22 protein-coding genes are annotated in these 19,815 nt (G+C 60.5%); 14 read left to right on the forward strand and 8 right to left on the reverse strand.

What is annotated here, in order from left to right; all coding sequences use genetic code 11:
* The first annotated feature begins 20 nt into the window (after positions 1–20).
* Positions 21–611 (forward strand): alpha-ketoglutarate-dependent dioxygenase AlkB, encoded by a 591-nt coding sequence (locus O3W47_RS18390; RefSeq protein WP_269314339.1) that lies wholly within the window; start codon positions 21–23, stop codon positions 609–611.
* On the opposite strand, the gene O3W47_RS18395 is transcribed toward O3W47_RS18390, so the two are convergent.
* The gene (locus O3W47_RS18395) at positions 612–872 is read right to left on the reverse strand and encodes a helix-turn-helix domain-containing protein (protein ID WP_269314340.1); all 261 of its coding nucleotides are present in this window, start codon (positions 870–872) and stop codon (positions 612–614) included.
* 102 nt (positions 873–974) lie between these two features.
* On the opposite strand from O3W47_RS18395, the gene O3W47_RS18400 reads away from it, so the two are divergent.
* Positions 975–1,253, forward strand: a complete 279-nt coding sequence (locus tag O3W47_RS18400; protein ID WP_269314341.1) for a hypothetical protein — start codon at positions 975–977, stop codon at positions 1,251–1,253.
* 1 nt (position 1,254) lies between these two features.
* On the opposite strand, the gene mnhG is transcribed toward O3W47_RS18400, so the two are convergent.
* The 7 genes from mnhG to O3W47_RS18435 all read right to left on the reverse strand — a co-directional run bounded on the left by mnhG (position 1,255) and on the right by O3W47_RS18435 (position 7,739).
* Positions 1,255–1,599 carry a monovalent cation/H(+) antiporter subunit G gene (gene mnhG, locus O3W47_RS18405; protein WP_003522773.1) on the reverse strand — a complete coding sequence of 115 codons (345 nt, stop codon included), beginning with the start codon at positions 1,597–1,599 and terminating at the stop codon, positions 1,255–1,257.
* Positions 1,596–1,877: a K+/H+ antiporter subunit F gene (locus O3W47_RS18410; RefSeq protein WP_003522772.1), complete on the reverse strand. Its 282-nt coding sequence runs from the start codon at positions 1,875–1,877 to the stop codon at positions 1,596–1,598. The genes mnhG and O3W47_RS18410 overlap by 4 nt, the downstream gene beginning before the upstream one ends.
* On the reverse strand, positions 1,874–2,362 hold the full coding sequence (locus O3W47_RS18415) for a Na+/H+ antiporter subunit E (RefSeq protein ID WP_174022733.1): 489 nt from the start codon (positions 2,360–2,362) through the stop codon (positions 1,874–1,876). Before O3W47_RS18415 ends, O3W47_RS18410 begins: the two co-directional genes overlap by 4 nt.
* Positions 2,359–4,005 (reverse strand): monovalent cation/H+ antiporter subunit D, encoded by a 1,647-nt coding sequence (locus O3W47_RS18420; RefSeq protein ID WP_035239397.1) that lies wholly within the window; start codon positions 4,003–4,005, stop codon positions 2,359–2,361. Before O3W47_RS18420 ends, O3W47_RS18415 begins: the two co-directional genes overlap by 4 nt.
* Complete coding sequence (locus O3W47_RS18425; RefSeq protein ID WP_020810384.1) at positions 4,002–4,337, reverse strand: Na+/H+ antiporter subunit C; 336 nt, start codon at positions 4,335–4,337, stop codon at positions 4,002–4,004. Before O3W47_RS18425 ends, O3W47_RS18420 begins: the two co-directional genes overlap by 4 nt.
* Entirely contained in the window at positions 4,337–7,255 is a 2,919-nt protein-coding gene (locus tag O3W47_RS18430; RefSeq protein WP_269314342.1) for a monovalent cation/H+ antiporter subunit A, read from the reverse strand. Before O3W47_RS18430 ends, O3W47_RS18425 begins: the two co-directional genes overlap by 1 nt.
* 106 nt (positions 7,256–7,361) lie before the next feature.
* Complete coding sequence (locus O3W47_RS18435; RefSeq protein ID WP_269314858.1) at positions 7,362–7,739, reverse strand: hypothetical protein; 378 nt, start codon at positions 7,737–7,739, stop codon at positions 7,362–7,364.
* Between the two features lie 517 nt (positions 7,740–8,256).
* Here O3W47_RS18435 and O3W47_RS18440 point away from each other — a divergent pair.
* The 12 genes from O3W47_RS18440 (at position 8,257) to visR (ending at position 19,769) form a co-directional block, all read left to right on the forward strand.
* Positions 8,257–9,852, forward strand: a complete 1,596-nt coding sequence (locus tag O3W47_RS18440) for a globin-coupled sensor protein (protein WP_269314343.1) — start codon at positions 8,257–8,259, stop codon at positions 9,850–9,852.
* Entirely contained in the window at positions 9,852–10,151 is a 300-nt protein-coding gene (locus O3W47_RS18445; RefSeq protein WP_003522766.1) for an STAS domain-containing protein, read from the forward strand. The genes O3W47_RS18440 and O3W47_RS18445 overlap by 1 nt, the downstream gene beginning before the upstream one ends.
* The gene (cheY1, locus tag O3W47_RS18450) at positions 10,148–10,513 is read left to right on the forward strand and encodes a chemotaxis response regulator CheY1 (protein ID WP_003493773.1); all 366 of its coding nucleotides are present in this window, start codon (positions 10,148–10,150) and stop codon (positions 10,511–10,513) included. The genes O3W47_RS18445 and cheY1 overlap by 4 nt, the downstream gene beginning before the upstream one ends.
* Before the next feature lie 16 nt (positions 10,514–10,529).
* Complete coding sequence (locus O3W47_RS18455; protein ID WP_269314344.1) at positions 10,530–12,797, forward strand: chemotaxis protein CheA; 2,268 nt, start codon at positions 10,530–10,532, stop codon at positions 12,795–12,797.
* A gap of 13 nt (positions 12,798–12,810) precedes the next feature.
* Positions 12,811–13,719, forward strand: coding sequence for a protein-glutamate O-methyltransferase CheR (cheR, locus tag O3W47_RS18460; protein WP_003522764.1), 909 nt, complete (start codon positions 12,811–12,813; stop codon positions 13,717–13,719).
* Positions 13,716–14,771 (forward strand): protein-glutamate O-methylesterase CheB, encoded by a 1,056-nt coding sequence (gene cheB, locus O3W47_RS18465; protein ID WP_003522763.1) that lies wholly within the window; start codon positions 13,716–13,718, stop codon positions 14,769–14,771. Before cheR ends, cheB begins: the two co-directional genes overlap by 4 nt.
* A complete protein-coding gene (gene cheY2, locus O3W47_RS18470; RefSeq protein WP_003503467.1) occupies positions 14,771–15,160 on the forward strand; it encodes a chemotaxis response regulator CheY2 in 390 nt (129 codons plus the stop codon). The genes cheB and cheY2 overlap by 1 nt, the downstream gene beginning before the upstream one ends.
* Positions 15,157–15,702, forward strand: coding sequence for a chemoreceptor glutamine deamidase CheD (cheD, locus tag O3W47_RS18475; protein ID WP_003522762.1), 546 nt, complete (start codon positions 15,157–15,159; stop codon positions 15,700–15,702). The genes cheY2 and cheD overlap by 4 nt, the downstream gene beginning before the upstream one ends.
* A gap of 14 nt (positions 15,703–15,716) precedes the next feature.
* Positions 15,717–16,100 carry a chemotaxis protein CheT gene (gene cheT, locus O3W47_RS18480; RefSeq protein ID WP_003522761.1) on the forward strand — a complete coding sequence of 128 codons (384 nt, stop codon included), beginning with the start codon at positions 15,717–15,719 and terminating at the stop codon, positions 16,098–16,100.
* Positions 16,101–16,229: 129 nt separating this feature from the next.
* Positions 16,230–17,912: a flagellar basal-body MS-ring/collar protein FliF gene (gene fliF, locus O3W47_RS18485; protein ID WP_269314345.1), complete on the forward strand. Its 1,683-nt coding sequence runs from the start codon at positions 16,230–16,232 to the stop codon at positions 17,910–17,912.
* Between the two features lie 370 nt (positions 17,913–18,282).
* Positions 18,283–19,014 (forward strand): transcriptional regulator VisN, encoded by a 732-nt coding sequence (gene visN / locus O3W47_RS18490; RefSeq protein ID WP_035262791.1) that lies wholly within the window; start codon positions 18,283–18,285, stop codon positions 19,012–19,014.
* A gap of 53 nt (positions 19,015–19,067) precedes the next feature.
* Positions 19,068–19,769: a transcriptional regulator VisR gene (visR, locus tag O3W47_RS18495; protein ID WP_003522758.1), complete on the forward strand. Its 702-nt coding sequence runs from the start codon at positions 19,068–19,070 to the stop codon at positions 19,767–19,769.
* The last annotated feature ends 46 nt before the right edge of the window (positions 19,770–19,815 follow it).

A 19,815-nucleotide genomic window follows, 5' to 3' on the forward strand; every position in this document is an offset into this window, starting at 1 on the left:
AGTTGGAGAGCAGCCCGCAAATGGATCGTGTCACAAGCCCACCTCTTTTACCGCCCGGCATTGTCTATTTTGACGGTTTTCTCTCTCCAGAAGAGGAGGCCGCCGTCGCCCACAGGCTGGATGCGGGTGTGTGGAGCACGGAGTTGAAACGCCGCGTGCAGCATTTCGGTTATCGCTACGACTATAAAGCGCGCGCTGTTACCGCGGATGCGTATATCGGGCCGTTGCCGCCATGGCTTGGCGTGTTCGCGGAGCGGTTGGTTACCACAGGTTATTGTCGGGATTTGCCCGATCAGGTTATCGCTAACGAATATCTTCCGGGGCAGGGCATCAGTGCGCACATCGATTGTGTGCCCTGCTTTGACGATACGATCGTGTCGATAAGCCTTTTATCCACATGCGAGATGGTTTTCCGCGAATTGCGTGGACCGGCCATATGCGGCGTCTTGCTTCAACCTGGCTCCGGCGTCTTGCTGAAAGACGCTGGCCGCTACGGCTGGACCCATGAAATTCCGGCTCGCAAATCGGATATCGTGAATGGAGTTAAGACAGCCCGAAGCAGACGAATTTCCCTCACTTTTCGCAAGGTCATTGCTTCGAAACAGTCTTGATCAGAGAAAAACGCCCTGTTCCTCCATTCTTGCGAGCAATAGCTGAAGAAGCACGGTTGGGTCTTGATCCATTGCGGCCGACAATTTTGCAAATTCAACGACGTCTAGTCGTCGTTCAGAGCCCTCGGCCTTTGCGACATACGATTGCGGCTTCCCAAGCCTATCTGCGACCTGTTGCTGGGTGAGGCCCGCTTTTCGTCGCGTGTCGGTCAGTATCTCAACAAGAAGCTGGTACTCGGGTGTATGTGTAGACTTAGTCACGAGCTCCAGAACCCCGAAATTTTAGGAGCTCACGGATTAATCCTGATTTGGAATTATCCCATTATGGGATAATGTCTTGCGGAATAGCCATGGAGTGCAGTCATGGAACTATCCGTATCGAGCTGGTCTTCAATCGTGGTGATTGGGGCGTGTGGACTATCCGCTTTTATGTATGTCATTTGGCAGCAAGCTGTGCGACCCATGCTTGTCCCGCGTGCCGAGATAAAGCGCATCGCCGATATCTTAATGAAGGCATACGGGAATGCTGCCGAGGAACTCGCGGTCATCGAGGAAGATCGCGCCTGGCGATATTCCCGGAATTTCGAACAGGGCAAATGGCGGCGGGTGCGCGCGGAGCTTCGCCGCCGTAAAGAGCCTTAGCCTACAGATGTTCCCGATTATCCGTATTCTGCTCCGCCCGGTCCCGATAAAGCGCAGCACGTCCCAGCAGCATCAGGGAAACCGGTGTCGTCACCGTCATGAATATGCCGATGAAGATTTCGTGGAAGGCGAAGCGGTCGCCGGAGACGGAGAAATAGATGATCGAGGCCATGACGATGCCGCCGGTGCCCCAGCTGGTGCCGAGTGTGGGTGCGTGCAGGCGCTCATAGAAGCTGTTGAGCCTGGCAAAGCCGATGGTGCCGATCAGCGTCAGCGAGGCGCCGAGCAGCACGAAGAAGGCCACGGCGATGGCGGCCCAGAGGGGAAATTCGTGCGCCTCGCTCATTCGATCACCTCCCCGCGCATCAGGAATTTGGAAAGGGCGACGGTGGAGACGAAGCCGAGGATGGCGATCAGCAGCGATGCCTCGAAATAGATGTCGTTGCCGGTGCGCAGGCCGAAGGTCAGCAGAAGCAGCATGGCGTTGACATAGAGCGTATCCACGCCCAGCACGCGGTCCTGCGCGCGCGGGCCGATGGCGATGCGATAGACCGAGATCGCCATGGCGATGGCCAGCATGAACTGCGCCAGCGAAAAGGACCAGAAAAGGATAATCGAACTCATTCGAATATCTCCATCAGCAGTTTTTCATAACGGTTCTTGATGAGGCTTATCCAGGCCGCCTCATCCACATCGTCGAGAACGTGAAGCAGCAGCGTGCCCTGGCTGGAATTATATTCGAGCCATGCGCTTCCCGGCGTCGAGGTCAGGATCGTCGCCAGCACCGCAAGCGCCATCGGGTCGCGAATATCGAGCGGCACAGCCAGGAAGCCGGATTTGCGGTCCCTCTCGCGCTTAAACAGGATGATCTTCACGACCGAGAGATTGGACCTGATGATATCGTAAAGCACGATCAGGATCAGCTGCACCAGCCTGTGCCAGTTGCGGATGCGCGGCTTGGCGGGCCTGAGCGACGCCATCGCCCAGGAGGCGACAAGCGCAACACCGGTGCCGAGCAGCAGATGCCCCGGCGAAAAGCTGTTGATCGTCATCCAGAAAAAGATCAGCGAGATCGTCAGCAGCGGGTAGGGCAGGATGCGGCTTATCATGGCTCTGCCTCCGGGTTGCTTCCCGCCCTCGGTGCGGAAATGACGCCCTGAATATAGCTTGCCGGCAGGTCGAGAATACGCGCCGTCTCCTGCATGTATCGCATCACGGGCCCCGCCTGCACGGTCATGGCAAGCGTCAGGCCGAGCAGCAGCATGACGGGGGCGATTTCGATGACGAGAACGCGGGGCACGGTGCCTTCGATGGAAGCCCAGAAGGTGCGGATGCCGGCGCGCGTCATCGAGATCAGCGAGGCGAAACCGGCAAAGACGATCAGGAAAACCAGCCACCAGGACAGTGTGGAAACGCTGTCATTGGCGCCGAGCCCGGAAGGGTTGAGAATAGCGGTCAGCATCGAGAATTTGGCGATGAAGCCCGAAAGCGGCGGCAGGCCGGCCAGAAGAATGCCGCAGGCGGCAAAACAGGCGCCGAGCACCGCCATGGTCGCGGGCATGGTCACGCCGACTTCCTCTTCCTCCTCTTCCTCGTCGCCCTCGCCATAGGCCTCCATGGTCACGGCAAGAACGTTCGCGCCGGCATCCTGCCCGCGCTCGACGAGTTCGATCAGCATGAAGAAGGCGCTGATGGTGAGGGTGGAGCTGACCATGTAATAAAGCGCGCCGGCCGCCACCGTCGGATTGCCGGTGCCCATGGCGGCAAGCAGCGTTCCCGATGAGACGAGAACCGAAAAACCCGCCAGCCGCCCCAGCGCCTGCGACGCCAGAACGCCGATGGCCCCGAAGATGATGGTGGCGATGCCGCCGACCAACAGCGCATCATGGCCGAAACCGGCCGATTCCCCGGCCGTCTGCCCAAAAAGCAGGAAGGACAGGCGGGCGATGACATAAATGCCGACCTTGCTCATGATGGCGAAGAGGCCGCCCACCGGGGCCGACGCCGCGCCATAGGCCGAGGGCAGCCAGAAATTCAGTGGCCACATGCCGGCCTTGACCAGAAAGGCGATGCCGAGGATGGCCGAGCCGGTTTCCAAGAGCATGCGCTGATCGGGGTTGAGCCCCTCGATGCGATGGGCGAGATCGCCCATGTTCAGCGTGCCGGTAACGCCATAGATGAGGCTGACGCCGATCAGGAAGAACAGGGCGGCGACGAGGTTGATGGCGATATAATGCAGCCCGGCCTTGACGCGCTGCTGGCCGGAGCCGTGCAGCAACAGACCGTAGGACGCGGCCAGCATCACTTCGAAGAAGACGAAGAGATTGAAGAGGTCGCCGGTCAGGAACGCGCCGTTGACGCCCATCAGCATCATCTGGAACAGCGAATGGAAATGCGCGCCCGACCTGTGCCACTTCGCCATCGAATAGATCAAGGACGGGATGGCAAGCAGCGCTGTTAACAGCACCATCAGGCCCGAAAGACGGTCGGCGACGAGCACGATGCCGAAGGGCGCCGGCCAGTTGCCGAGCAGATAGACGCCGCTCGACACCACGGCGGCGATCTCGGTATTGACCGTCGAGTTCACCTCGCGGAACAGCAAGATGGCGACCACCAGCAACAGCACTGTCGAGGTGAGGCTGATGGCGGCTTTCGCCACGCGCTGGCGCTCGTCGAAGAACAGCAGAAGGGCCGCCGTAATCAGCGGCAGAAGAATGGGCGCGATGACGATGTGGAAGGGGAACGACATCATTTCGTCTCCCTCCCGTCCACATGGTCGGTGCCGGTGAGGCCGCGGGCGGCGAGCAGCACGACAAGGAACAATGCGGTGGTGGCAAAGCCGATGACGATGGCCGTCAGCACCAGCGCCTGCGGCACGGGGTCGGCGAGCGTCGAACTGTCGACGCCGTTGACCAGCACCGGCGGCGCATTGGTCTTGATGCCGCCGACGCCGAAGATGAAGAGGTTGACGGCGTAAGACAGCAGCGAAAGCCCGACAATGACCTGATAGGTGCGCGGGCGCAGCACCAGCCATACGCCGGAGCCGGTCATGATGCCGATGCCGATGGCGAGAATAAGTTCCATTACACGTCCTCCGCTTTTGCGGCTTCAGGCGTGCGAACGCGGTAGTTACGCAACGATTGGTGTGCCAGTGCTATCAGGATAAGAACAACGGAGCCGACTACCAGCGAGAAGACGCCGAGGTCAAACAGCAGGGCGGATGCCGTCGGCATTTTGCCGATATAGGGTATCTCCGTATACTGGAAATAGGAGGTCAGGAACGGGTAGCCGAAATACCAGGAGCCAATACCCGTCGCCGCCGCCATCAAAAGGCCGAAACCCATCCAGCGCAGCGGCAGGATGCGGATGCGGTCCTCCGCCCAGCGTGCGCCGCCGGCGAGATATTGCAGCAGGAAGCCGATGGCCATGGTGATGCCGGCCGCAAAGCCGCCGCCCGGCAGGTCGTGCCCGCGCATGAACAGGAAGATCGAGAAGGTGATGATGACAGGGAACATCCACTGCATCACGATGGACGGCACATAGAGATAGTCGCGAACCGTATCGCCATTGCTGCGGTCCGGCCGTTCGGCATCGAAGGCGTTCTGCATCTGCTGCTGTTCCGGCACCCCGATGCTTTCATGGGCGGGGCGGAAACGGCGAAGCAGCGCAAAGACGGTGAGCGCGACGATGGCCAGCACCGCGATTTCGCCGAAGGTGTCGAAGCCGCGGAAATCGACCAGAATGACGTTGACGACATTGGTGCCGCCGCCTTCGGTATAGGCGCGTTCGAGGAAATAGGTCGCAATCGCATTCGGCACCGGCAGCGTCATCACGGCATAGGCGATGACGGACATGCCGATACCGCTGCCTGCGGCGAGCAGGAAGTCGCGGGCGCGGCGAAGCTGCGCCGGCAGCTCATCGCTGCTGTCGACCTTCTCGAAGCGTTTCGGCAACCATCTGAGGCCGAGCAGGATGAGAACCGTGGTGACGATTTCCACCAGCAACTGGGTGATGGCCAGATCCGGCGCGGAAAGCCAGACGAAGGTGAGGCAGGTGACAAGGCCCGAGACGCCGAGCATGACGAGCGCGGCGAGGCGGTGATATTTCGCCTGCCAGGCCGCACCCATGGCCGCGATCATGCCGATCAGCCAGAGAATGGCGAAGATGGGATCGAAGGTCGTGACGCGCGGCAGCGACAGGGAGAATTCCGAAAGGAAGAGAGGCGAGAAACCGGCGAGAAGCGCCACGAGGATAAGAAGCCTCAGCTGCGGCTGCAGACGCCGCGTGCCGAGCGTGCTTTCCAGCCACCGCGCCCATTTCCAGGACACGGTGACGAGAATGCGCTCGAAGATGCGCTGTCCCCGCAAATGCCGGAAGACCGGCGGGCCGTCGTCGCAGCGCGAGAAATAACCGCCGAGCAGGACATAGATCGTAACGCCACCGATCAGCGCCGCGATACTCATGATCAGCGGCAGGTTGAAACCGTGCCAGATCGACAGGCTGTAGACCGGCGTTTGCGCGCCGAGAACGGAAAGCACGGCCGAATGCAGGAACGGGCCGATGGAGAGGCTCGGAACGATGCCGACGATCAGGCAGGCGAAGACGAGGAATTCGATGGGGAAACGCATCCAGCGCGGCGGCTCGTGCGGATGCGGGTTTGGCAGATCGACGGGCTTGGGGCCGAAGAAAACCGTGTGGATGAAGCGCAGCGAATAGGCGACGGCGAACGCGCCCGACAGCGTCGCGACATAGGGCAGCGCCCGGTCCAGGAGCGAGTCGGCATGGGTTTCGACGGCCTCGGCGAAGAACATTTCCTTGGAAAGGAAGCCGTTGAACAGCGGCACGCCCGCCATGGCCGCACTCGCCGCCATGGCGAGCGTCGCGGTTGCGGGCATATAGGTATAAAGCCCGCTTAAGCGCCGCATGTCGCGGGTGCCGGTTTCATGGTCGATGATGCCGGCCGCCATGAAGAGCGAGGCCTTGAAGGTGGCGTGGTTGACCATGTGGAAAATGGCGGCCACTGCCGCAAGCGGGCTGCCGAGGCTGAGCAGCGTGGTGATGAGGCCGAGATGGCTTATGGTGGAATAGGCGAGCAGCCCCTTGAGGTCCTGCTGGAACATGGCGAAATAAGCGCCGAGCAGCAGGGTTATGATGCCGGCCGCGCCCACGAGCCAGAACCATTCCGGCGTGCCCGCCAGCACCGGCCAGAACCGCGCTAGCAGGAAAACCCCGGCCTTCACCATGGTGGCCGAATGCAGATAGGCGGAAACGGGTGTGGGCGCTGCCATGGCGTTGGGCAGCCAGAAATGGAACGGAAACTGCGCGCTCTTGGTCAGCGCGCCGCCCAGAATGAGGATGAGCGCCGGTACATAGAGGGAATGGGCGCGGATGGCCGCACCGGCCTCGATGATCCTGTCAAGGTCATAGCTTCCCGCCATATGGCCGAGGATAAGCAGGCCGGCCAGCAGGCTGAAGCCGCCAATGCCGGTCACCGTCAGCGCCATGCGTGCGCCGTCGCGCGCACCGGCGTTCTGATGCCAGTAGCCGATCAGCAGGAACGAAAAGATGCTGGTCATTTCCCAGAAGATCGACAGCAGGATGACGTTGCCGGAGAGCACCACGCCGAGCATCGAGCCCATGAAGGCGAGCAGGAAGGCGAAGAAACGGGGAATCGGGTCTTCGGCCGACATATAATAACGCGCGTAGAGCACCACCAGCAGGCCGATGCAGGTAATGAGCATCGTGAAAATCCAGGCAAATCCGTCCAGCCGCAGCGTAAAGTTCAGGCCAAGCTGGGGCAGCCATTCCACATCATACTTGAGAACCGCGCCGCCGCTGACGCTCGTATAAAGAAAAATGCTGCTGACAAGGCCGAAAAGGGCGACTGCGCCCGCGACGGAGGCGGGACCGGCGGCCGCACCCTCGCGCGGCATGAAGGCCGTCAGAAGCGCGCCAACGAAGGGCAATGCGACAATGAATGGAAGAATGGTTGCAAGTGTCATATGCGGCGGCGGTTTTCTCTCTGGAATGGGAGCCTACGGCGGGTTTCCGACGACTCCGATCCCTCAAGGTTCGCAATGAACCGAATGATGAGGACCGCCGGAATGACTAATACATAATATGCGGAGGCGCGCGTGGAACCACGCTGGCAAAGTCTCGGGAAGCTTGTGGCACGATGGCAACAGCAACGAGCGAGACGTCGGCGCTATCCCCGAGGCTGGGGGCGGGTGAGGCAAACGCGTCCAGACGAAAGCCCGAGCCGGCATCGCCGGCCCTGCAGCCAAAATCATTGCCGCTACCGCAATCCTTTTCTCGAAGAGAAACGGAACGGCCCGGATCGACGCTCTGCAATCGTTCGAGACGGCTGGTTTTGGAAAGGGGCTTTACGCTGGCCGGCGCCTGAAAGCCGATCATGACGAGCAGGCTTGCGACCACGAGGCCGATCAACACTTGTGGATGGCGCCTTGAACTGCGGCCTTTCTCCATCCATGGCAAGTTGGCATCTCCTTGATCGTAAAGGTCTCTTTAAAGCATCACCGTTGAGCGAATATCCTGTTGATTTGTTTTAGGGGAAGCCGGACATGCTTGTCCAGCGCGCATGCGGGAAAAACCGCCCGCGGCGTCCGATTCCTTTTCGTTTTTGCCCGTTTGCGGCAAAGTGAGGGCGGCATTGGCTAAAAGCTTTTACAAATTTTACCGTTTGACGCCGACGCCTGTGTTTCTTAACTTTCAAGCAAGGAATTAACCATAAAGATTGATGGTATTTCCACGGCGGAATGGGGTTCTCTCCCCTTCCAGGCATGACGCCGCACTGCCGTACCGGTGCCGATCCGGTATTTTCGTTTCTTGGTTCAAGAAGGTCTGGCAAGCGTCGATGCCGCATCGTCCGCGATGGGTATGTTCGTTCAAAAATCCCCTTAGGGTGCTGGCGTTCTGAACCTTGGCCAATTTGGCCGGGTTTTACCGGCCGTCATGTTGTTGGGGACGTCGGTTGGGGCAGGATTTGCCATCAGATCAAGCGCGCAGATCGGCAGGCGGAAGCCTGGCGGGACGGTTGCGTTTTGCCGGCCTCGACGAGACGCAATCCGATTTCCTGCGCAGCTATCGCAGCATGCTGGAGCCTTACGTCAAGGCCGGCCTTCGGGACGTGATGACCCGTTTTCAGTCCATGCCGGACTGTTCTCCGTCTTTCGAAAGCGAAAACCAGCTCGACCGGCTGCACGATCTGCAATCCTCGCATTGGAGCGTTCTGACCGATGCGCGTTTCGACGCGCTCTATGCCGAGCGGGTGAAGGTTCTTTCCGACAATGCCAGCCGCATGGGGCTCGATCCGCGCTGGCAGATCGCCAGCCACGCGGTGGTTCTGGAACATCTCGTCGGCGGGCTGGTGGCCGAACACGCGCCGCGCTCCATCCTGCCCGGCAACCGCAAGAAAACCCGTGAACTGGCGGAAGCCGTCAAGAATGTCGTCCGTCTGGTGATGGTCGATACCGAAATCGCTGTCTCGTTGCGCTTCAACGAATTGCGCCTGCGCCATGGCCGCGAACTGGCGGAACAGCGCGACAATGACCGCTCGGAAGCGGTGAAGTTGCTGGGCACGGCGCTGACGGCCTTTGCCGCAGGCGATTTGCAGGCCCGCATCGGCGGAGAAGTGCCGGAAGCCTATCGCGATGTTGCGGTTTCCTTCAACACGGCTTTGGAAACGATTGGCGCATCGCTGATCGCGGCGCAAAACAGCATAGGCGAGGCCGAGGCGCTCGGCGCGCGCTTTGCCGATATGGGCCGCTCCATGGCCGAGCGCTCCCGCCAGCAGGCCGAAGCTTTGGCCGAAACCTCCCGCGCCATCCAGACGATGATCGGGAACGTTGCGGAAAACGGCGCGCGCATATCGGCCACGGAAACGGCTGTTTCCCGCGCCCGCGAGGCGGCGGTCGAAAGCGGCAAGGCTATCGGCGAGGCGATTGACGCCATGTCGGACATCGAACAATCCGCCGAACAGATCGGCAGGATCATCGGCACGATTGACGAGATTGCTTTTCAGACCAACCTTCTCGCCCTCAATGCCGGCATCGAGGCGGCGCGCGCGGGTGAAAGCGGACGTGGTTTCGCGGTCGTCGCGCAGGAGGTCCGGGCGCTCGCCCAGCGTTCCGCCGATGCTGCAAGGGAGATCAAGAGCCTTGTCGGCACCACGAAGACGCAGGTCGAGGGCGGCGTGCGCATGGTCAACCGCACGCAGGATGCAATCGGCGGTGTCGTCCGGCAGGTCTCGGGCATCAACGACATGATCGCGGAAGTCTCCCGGTATACGGCCGAGCAGGCCGGCGAACTGCAATCGGTTGCCGCCGATATCAGTGAGCAGCACAGGCAGGCCGGCCGGAACGCCGTCGATATCAGCGCGAGCGCCTCCGAGGCTGACGCGCTTCAAACCGTCATCCTCGAACTCGGCCGCACCATCCGCGAATTCCGCATCGCCCGTCAGGGGCAGGCGAGACCGGCGTCCGGTGCGGACCGGCAGGACACTTCATTTATGGCCCGTGCGGATAATCGCACGGATTACGGCCAGGATTACCAACAATTCAGACGTCAGGGAGTCGTGTAATGGCAGCCAGAAAAGCAGCTGAGGCGACGCTGAAACTGTCACCGGTGCTGGATCTCAACGAAGCATCGGCCCTGCACGGCAAGCTGATGACGCTGAGGGGAGCACCTTTGTCGGTAGATGCGTCCGAGGTGGAGCGTATCGGTGCGCTTTGCGCCCAGGTCCTCATGGCCGGCGCGAAGTCCTGGGAAGAGGATGGCAAGCGGTTCGGTTTTGCCAGGGTGTCCGATGCATTCGACAAGACGATGAAACTGATAGGCGTCGATATTGACCATTTGCTCCCCAAGGAGATGCAAAAGTGAAGAAAAAAGTTCTTACCGTGGATGATTCCCGGACGATCAGGAACATGCTCCTGGTCACGCTCAACAATGCCGGTTTCGAAACCATTCAGGCTGAAGACGGCATCGAGGGCCTCGAAGTGCTCGAGCAGAGCAACCCCGATGTTATCGTGACGGACATCAACATGCCCCGTCTCGATGGTTTCGGCTTCATCGAGGGTGTACGGCGCAACGAAAAGTATCGTGCGATCCCGATCCTCGTCCTGACGACCGAAAGCGACGCAGAGAAGAAGAACCGCGCCCGTCAGGCCGGTGCGACGGGCTGGATCGTCAAGCCGTTCGACCCTGCGAAACTCATCGATGCCATTGAACGCGTAACCGCCTGATACGGGACATTTCACGATGGATATGAACGAAATCAAGGAAATCTTTTTCCAGGAATGCGAGGAGCAGCTCGCCGAACTGGAATCGGGGCTTCTTAAATTGAATGACGGCGACCGTGACCCGGAAACCGTCAATGCCGTTTTCCGTGCCGTTCATTCCATCAAGGGCGGGGCGGGTGCCTTCGGTCTCGATGATCTCGTGGCCTTCGCCCACGTTTTTGAAACGACCCTCGACTGCGTCCGCTCCAACAAGCTGGAGCCGACACAGGATGTTCTGAAAGTCATGCTGCGCTCCGCCGACGTGCTGGCGGACCTGACCAATGCGGCCAGAGACGGCGGCAGCGTCGATGAAAGCCGCACCCGTGGCCTCGTCAAGGAACTGGAAGCGCTGGCAAACGGCGAAACCGTACAGGTTTCCGCGCCGGTGGCAGCGCCGGTCGCCGTCAAGGCGCCGCAACCCGTCGCACCCAAGCCGACGGATGAGAGCGGCTTCGAGCCGATCCCGTTCTCCTTCACGGACTTTGCCGACGAAACCACGCCGTTGATGGAAGCTCCGTCCTTCCAGATCACCTTCAAGCCGCATGCGTCGCTTTATTCGAAAGGCAATGAGGCAGCTCTTCTCCTGCGCGATCTTTCGCGCATCGGCGAAATGAGCATCAATTGCGACATGTCGGAGCTGCCTTCTCTGGACAAGCTCGATCCCGAAGCATCCTATCTTTCCTGGACGGTTTCGATTGCGACCGACAAGGGCGAAGAGGGCATCCGCAGCGTCTTCGAATTTGCCGAATGGGATTGCGATCTCGAAATCGTGCCGGTTGTTTCGGATGCCGCAGACGACGCGGAAGAGCTTCCGATGATCCCGGTGCCGTTCGATCTTTCGGCCCTCGATAGCGGACCGGAAGAGCAGCCCGCTGTTGAAATCGCCCCGGCTGAAGCCTCCTACGTTGCCGCAGCGGTCGAAACGGCCGTTGCGACAACGCAGATCGCCCAGAGCGTCAATGCGGCAATCGAAAAGCGTGAAGCGGCGGCAGCGCCTGCCGCAGCCCAGGCGAATGCCAATGCAGCGGCCAATGCCAGTGCCGGCCAGACCATCCGCGTCGACCTCGACCGTGTCGACCGCCTGATCAACCTCGTCGGCGAACTCGTCATCAATCAGGCGATGCTGTCGCAGAGCGTCATCGAAAACGATGCGAGCGGCACCTCCGCCGTCAATATGGGTCTGGACGAACTACAGCAGCTGACGCGCGAAATTCAGGACAGCGTCATGGCGATCCGCGCCCAGCCGGTGAAGCCCGTCTTCCAGCGCATGTCGCGTATCGTCCGCGAAGTCGCCGACATGATCGGCAAGCAGATCCGCCTCGTCACCGAAGGTGAAAACACGGAAGTCGACAAGACGGTCATCGACAAGCTGGCCGAACCGCTGACGCATATGATCCGCAATGCCGTCGACCACGGCATCGAAACGCCGGAAAAGCGCGAAGCGGCGGGCAAGAACCCGGAAGGCACCATCAAGCTTTCGGCCAAGCACCGTTCGGGCCGCATCCTGATCGAGCTTCAGGACGATGGCGCGGGCATCAACCGCGAGCGCGTTCGCCAGAAGGCAATCGACAACGATCTCATCGCCGCCGATGCGAACCTGACCGATGAAGAGATCGACAATCTGATCTTTGCACCGGGCTTTTCCACGGCGGACAAGATTTCCGACATTTCTGGCCGTGGCGTCGGCATGGATGTGGTCAAGCGCTCCATTCAGGCGCTTGGCGGTCGCATCAGCATCTCCTCGCGCCCCGGCCATGGCTCGACCTTCACCATGAGCCTGCCGCTGACGCTTGCCGTTCTCGACGGCATGGTGGTGACGGTGGCCGGCCAGACGCTGGTGGTGCCGCTGACGGCAATCGTGGAGACCCTGCAGCCGGAAGCGAAGAACATTCATTCCTTCGGCGCGAACCAGCGGCTGATCTCCATCCGCAACTCCTTCTGCCCGCTGGTCGATGTCGGCCGCGTGCTGAACTTCCGCCCGACCCAGGCCGATCCGGTCGAAGGTGTCGCGCTTCTGGTGGAATCGGAAGGCGGTGGCCAGCGCGCCCTGATGGTCGACGCGATCCAGGGCCAGCGTCAGGTTGTCATCAAGTCGTTGGAAGCGAACTATACCCATGTTCCGGGCATTGCCGCCGCCACCATCCTCGGTGACGGCCGTGTCGCGCTCATCCTGGATGTTGATGCCATCGTCAGCGCCTCGCGCGGACAGCCCCTGAAGCAGGAAATGTCGCTCGCGGCGACAGGTTGAAAGCGGATCATCCATGGCAGCACTTAATTTCAGCGACCAGCGCCAGTCTCCCGACGAGGTTCTTGCCAGCGGCGAATACCCGCTGACGAGACGCGACCTTTCGGAAATCGCGGCGATGATCTATGCCGATGCGGGCATCTATCTCAACGACACCAAGGCGTCGCTGGTCTATTCCCGACTGTCGAAGCATATCCGCAATCTCGGCCTGTCGGGTTTCCGCGAATATTGCGCATTGGTGTCCTCGCCGGATGGCGCGCAGGCGCGTCGTGAAATGCTGTCGCATCTGACGACGAATTTCACCCGTTTCTTCCGCGAGAACCACCATTTCGAACATCTGCGGGACGAGGTCCTGCCGGGCCTTATCGCCCGGGCGAAGAGCGGCGGTCGTGTCCGCATCTGGTCGGCCGCCTGTTCGGATGGGCAGGAGCCCTATTCCATCGCGCTCACCGTGCTCGCCATGTTCCCGAATGCGGCGGATTACGATTTCAAAATTCTCGCGACGGATATCGACCCGAAGATTCTGGCGCAGGCCCGGGCAGGGGTCTATGACGACAATGCGCTCGAAACCGTGTCTCCCGCCATGCGCAAGCAATGGTTCACGGAAGTCGATGCCGGCGGTCGCCGCAAGTTCCGTATCGACGACAAGGTCAAACGCCTTATCACCTTCAACGAATTGAACCTGATGACGCAATGGCCCTTCAAGGGCAATTTCGATGTGATCTTCTGCCGCAACGTCGTCATCTATTTCGACGAGCCGACGCAGATGCGCATCTGGTCGCGTTTTGCCGGGCTGCTGCCGGAAGGCGGTCATCTTTATATCGGGCATTCCGAACGCGTCTCCGGTGACGCCAAGAACCTGTTCGACAATACGGGCATCACCACCTACCGCTTCACTGGCCACGCTTCGGGGAGGAAGGCATGAGCGCACTCGCACGGGTACTCGTCGTCGATGATAGCCCCACCATGCGCGGCCTGATTTCGGCTGTCCTCAAGGCCGATCCGGAAGTCGAGGTGGTCGGGCAGGCCGGCAACGCCATGGAAGCACGCGCGGCCATCAAGCAGCTCAATCCCGATGTCGTGACGCTCGACATCGAGATGCCGGAAATGAACGGGCTGGAATTTCTCGAAAAGATCATGCGCCTGCGGCCCATGCCGGTCATCATGGTCTCGTCGCTGACCCATCGCGGCGCGGATGCTTCGCTTGCCGCGCTTGAAATCGGCGCCTTCGACTGTGTCGGCAAGCCGGCTCCGGGCGATGCACGCCCCTTCGGCGATCTGGCCGACAAGGTGAAGGCCGCCGCCCGCTCGCAACATGCCGCCTACCGTGCGGCGCGCCCGGAAGCCGCAGCCGCGCCGCAGCCGGTCCCGGTCAGTGAATATCGCGCTGGGCGCAAGGTCGTGGCCATCGGTTCCTCCACCGGCGGTGTCGAAGCGTTGATCGCCGTGCTGCAGAAATTCCCGGCCAATTGCCCGCCGACCGTCATCACCCAGCACATGCCGCCGACCTTCACCAAGAGTTTTGCCGAACGGCTGAACCGCATCTGCGCCCCCGTGGTGGAAGAGGCGACGGACGGTGCGCGTCTGCAGACCGGCAAGATCTATCTTGCGCCGGGCGGCGAGCGCCATTTGCAGATCGCCAACCGGTCCGCACCCTGCTGCCGGCTTGTCGAACGCGATCCCGTCAACGGCCACCGGCCCTCCGTCGATGTGCTGTTCGATTCGGTGGCCGAGCTTGCCGGCCGTAACGCCGTCGGCGTCATTCTCACCGGCATGGGCCGCGATGGCGCAGCCGGGCTGTTGAAAATGCGTCATGCCGGTGCGCGCACCGTCGGTCAGAACGAAAAAACATGTGTCGTCTACGGCATGCCCCGCGTGGCCTATGAACTTGGCGCCGTGGAACAGCAACTCCCGCTGGCCTCCATCGGCGAAGAAATCCTGAAACTAACCACTGCCCGCAAAGAAGGTGCTGACTAATGTCTCTCGCAGAAAAGATCAAAGTTCTGATCGTCGACGATCAGGTGACCAGCCGGCTGCTCCTCAGCGATGCGCTGACACAGCTCGGCTTCAAGCAGATCACCGCCGCCGGTGACGGCGAGCAGGGAATGAAGATCATGGAGCAGCAGCCCCATCATCTCGTCATTTCCGATTTCAACATGCCGAAGATGGACGGTCTCGGTTTCCTGCACGCCGTCAGGGCCAACCCGACCACCAAGAAGGCCGCCTTCATCATCCTCACCGCGCAGGGCGACCGCGCGCTGGTGCAGAAGGCAGCCCAGCTCGGCGCCAACAACGTGCTGGCCAAGCCCTTCACGATCGACAAAATGCGTGCTGCCATCGAGGCGGTTTTCGGATCGCTGAAATGATTGAAGCTGCGGCCAAGCGCGTACATATCATTCAGGGCGAGTACAAGGTCGTCAGCGATCCCGACGTGGTGCTGACGACGATACTCGGTTCGTGCGTGGCCGCCTGTCTGAGAGACCCCGTTGCCGGCTTAGGAGGCATGAATCACTTCCTGCTGCCGGGAACGGGCAATGTGACCGGCGGAGATGCCACGCGTTACGGCGTGCATCTCATGGAGCTCCTGATCAACGGGCTCCTGAAGCAGGGGGCGCGGCGCGACCGGCTGGAAGCGAAGGTTTTCGGCGGCGCAAAGACGATCGCCAGTTTCTCCAACGTCGGCGAGCAGAATGCCATCTTCGCCATGCAGTTTCTGAAGGATGAAGGTATTCCGGTCTTAAGCTCCTCCACAGGCGGGGACCACGGCCGAAAGATCGAGTTCTGGCCGGTCTCCGGGCGCGCGCGTCAGCACCCGCTCAGCGGCGCGGAAACCCAGAAGACGGTTGCCATGGAAACGCGTCCGGTGCCGGCCCCCAAGCCAGTCGCCAACGACATCGAATTTTTCTAGTCACGGAGTTTCCAATGCAGCTTGCAGAGCACACCGCCGCCACTCCGTTCGAAGAAGCCCTGCCGGACGTTCTGATGCGCGTGGTATCGGAACTGCACGACGTCGCCTATCTCATCGAGCGCATCGAGCCGCAATTGCTTGAAGTGACCAGCGGTCAATTGTCCAGTGAAGGCGTCAAGCTGCTGCAGGGCATCGACCTTGCCGTCCAGAAAACCCGCGGCCTTGCGGAGTTCATCGATACCATCACCGGTTCCATCCCCGGAAACTGGATCGTGGATGTTTCCACCGCGCTTAGCCTTGTCAAGCTGGCCGAAATGCAGAAGGCGCTGGGCGCTGCCTTCCGCCATGGCCATTCCCAGCCGCTGGACAAGGCTTCCGGCGACTTCGACCTGTTCTAGACCATATTCCCGCCGACGTTCCTTTCCCTGCTGAATGCGGAGAAAGGCAACGCTCGCGCAAGCTTCGCACCCTATTGTCACGACGGGGCCAAAAGGTCTCGGACTCTATGAATGACGGTGCGGAACAGAATGAATCTGTTAAATCAAATCCCTCAGGTCTTGAAGAATGTCGCGGCGCTGGGGCAGACGCGGCTGCTGATGCTGGGCGGCGTGGGCGTTGTGTCCATGGCCATCATCCTTGCCGCAGCTCTTTACGTGAACCGTCCCGCTTACGAGACCCTCTATGTGGGGCTTGAAAAAAGCGACCTTAACAAGATCAGCATTGCGCTTGCCGAATCGGGTCTGGACTTTCAGGTGGGGACCGATGGTTCCAGCCTTCAGGTTCCCGTCGGCCTCACCAGCAAGGCAAGGCTGCTTCTGGCCGAGCGCGGCCTGCCTGACAGCGCCAATGCCGGTTATGAGCTTTTCGACAATGTCGGCTCTCTCGGCCTGACCTCCTTCATGCAGGAAGTGACGCGCGTTCGCGCCCTTGAGGGCGAGATCGGCCGCTCCATCCAGCAGATTGACGGCATTGCGGCCGCACGCGTCCATATCGTCATGCCTGACGTCGGCAATTTCCGCCGCGGCGAACAGAAGCCCACCGCATCGGTCATGATTCGCGCCAGTGCTTCGGCCGGCCGCAAGGCGTCCGCCTCCATCCGTCACCTCGTCGCCTCGGCCGTTCCCGGCCTTGAAGTCGACGATGTGACCCTGCTTGATTCAACCGGCCAGCTTCTCGCTTCCGGCGACGATGTCACCAATGCCGCCATGAACCGCTCGCTGACGCTGGCGCAGAACGTGCAGCAGGAAATCGAAACCAATATCGACAAGGCGCTGGCGCCTTTCCTCGGCATGGACAATTTCCGCTCCAGCGTCACGGCGCAGCTCAATACCGACAGCCGCCAGATCCAGGAAACCGTCTACGATCCGGAATCGCGCGTCGAGCGCTCCGTGCGCACGGTAAAGGAAGACCAGAAGTCCCAGGAAACGCAGCCGGATACGGCCGCGACCGTGGAGCAGAACGTACCGCAGGCCGCGCCCCAGGGCGGCGGCGGCGGTCCGCAGTCCTCCGACCAGTCGGCCAAGAAGGAAGAGCAGACCAATTACGAGATCAATTCCAAGACGGTAGCCACGGTCAAGAACGGCTACACCGTCGAGAAGATTTCGGTCGCGGTCGTCGTCAACAAGGGCCGGATCGCCAAAATGGTCGGCGAGCCCGCCGATCAGGCGAAGATCGACGCCTATCTTGCCGAAATGCAGAAGATCGTCACTTCGGCCGCGGGCATTTCCTCCGACCGTGGCGACATCGTCTCGCTGACGGCGATGGACTTCCTCGAAACGCAATTGCTGGATGAGGCCGTAACCGGACCCGGCATCATGGAAGTGCTGAGCCGCAATTCCGCCGGCATCATCAACTCGCTCGCCTTTGTCGCTGTCGCCTTCCTTGTCGTCTGGCTCGGTGTACGCCCTCTGGTTCGCACCGTGACCGGCAACGGTGCCGCCGCAGGCCAGCTCAGCCAGGAGGCCGCCGGTCTCGAACTGCCGGATTTCTCTCCCGGCATGGATGCGGGCGCAGGCGGTCTCATGGAAGGTTTCGGGGCGGATTTCGGCTTCGACAGCACCGACGACCTTCTGGCGGGCGGCGATGGCGAGGGCACATTCAACCGCCGGGTTCGCGAAGGACCCGAGCGCAGGCTCTCCCGCATGGTGGAAATCAGCGAGGAAAGAGCCGCCAAAATCCTGCGCAAATGGGCGGTGGAAAAAGCTGCATAATATCGAAAAGGCCGGTTTTACCCGGCCTTTTTTCCGTTTTTGGGCTTTTTGCTATGCTTGGCGGGCGAGCCGTGGCAATCTCGTTTCAGGACAGTGTTTACAAAAAATTCAGCAACGATACAGTTTGCTGGGAATTGGCTGAGAATGCCGTTTATGGATTGAACAGCTTTTCAGTATGTTTTTTTAGCAATAGACGAACAGCGAAATACGTGGAAAGGCTGGTGTCAGGTAATGGCAAATCCCAGTCCGTTCCATAAAATGAAGTGATTCGGTCTCCGGGGGCTTGCCGTCCCATTTTGGTAAGCTTCTCGAATGGAATGATTCCATCCCGAGGTATAATCTCCCACTGGGAGCAAGAGGGCGTAGGCGATTGAAAGTCGATGTTGATATCCGCAGGCTGTCTGCCAAGCCTATGGAGGGCATGGGTAAGCCCTTGCCGCGCGATCAGCTTGCTAAAAACGTCGCAGCCACGGCTGCTGCCGGTAACGTTGCAGGCGCACTGGATCTGCTCGTAACCTACGCTGGCGCCTCGCATTATCTGCTGGCGCGGGATGATCTTCTCGAAGAAACCGGACTGAAATTCATCGTCACCTCCGACTGGCCTTTCGATCTGGTCCGCAGGCTCGGTATCGAGCTGGCCAACAGCCAGAACAGATCGAGCGAAATGGAGAAATGCCTTTCGCTTCTGCAGCCGCGGCTGCTCTTCCTTCCCGACGATGTTTCGGTTCCCTACGGCATAGACCGGCAATATTCGGCGCTGTCTTTCTGTGTAGGACGCATCCGGCTTTCGCTGCTGCTGCTGTTTCCCGAAGAAGCGGTGCCTTCGCCGGAACGGCTGCGCGAAATCGCCCTGCTGACGGGCTATTGCGTCAGCTTCGGCATTGCCAGCGAAGCAAAGACCGTGCGCGATATCGATCTCACGGAGCGCGAGCTCGAATGCCTGTTCTGGATCGCGGAAGGCAAGACGAGCGATGAAATTGCGATGATCCTTGGCATTTCGCGCAATACGATCAATAATTACATTACAAGCGTGATGCGTAAAACCGCGACGAAAACCCGCTCGGAGGCAATTGCCTACGCCGTGCGCAACAACCTCGTATAATGGTCGGACGGATGGTACAGACGAAAGACAATGAGGGTTCAGGTCAGACGGGCATGTTTTACCGTAGCCCTGTCGTGACGAGCCGGTCGGATCTTTTTCCGAAGCTCGTCGCCATGCAGAAGCTGGTCGGCGCACGCAATTTCGTGGTGACGAAGGCTGCCGCTTCCGGTTTCCCCAACAAGAAGAAGCTGACCTGCGAGCTGGAAAACTGGGGCATGAATGCCGCAGAGCAGAGCGCGCAGTTCATCCGCGCCGTCGGCGACATTCTTCTCGATCATATCGAGACGTCGCTCCTGCCGGTCATCTGGCGCAACAAGAATGCCGGCGGCTTTGCCGACCTTCCCGATGTGCCCGCACTTCTGCGCCGCATCGAGAACGATACCTTGCCCTATGCGGGGCTGGCGCTTCCGGTGCGGCTCGGCACCATCGGCAATGGTTATATCGTTTTCTGCGGCACCAACCTCGTTCTCGACAATGAGGTCGTGATCGAACAGCACATCAAATGCTGCGAGATCATGGTGGACATGCTGGCGCTGGACGAGCGCAAGGCGGCACCTTCCGAGGCGCTGAGCGAGAGGGAGATCGCCTGCCTGCAACTGGCGGGGGACGGCCGTATCAGCGAAGAAATCGCGGTCAAGCTCGGGCTTTCCGTGCACACCGTCAACGCCTATCTCGGTTCGGCGACGATCAAGCTCGATTCCGTCAACCGCATCCAGGCGATCGCCAAGGCCATCCGGCTCGGCTATATCCACTGATGGCGGACGGGTTTTCCCGTCCCTCATAAGCCGGCTGGCGCCGGAC

It is taken from the genome of Agrobacterium sp. LMR679, assembly GCF_027157905.1.
GTDB lineage: Bacteria > Pseudomonadota > Alphaproteobacteria > Rhizobiales > Rhizobiaceae > Agrobacterium > Agrobacterium leguminum.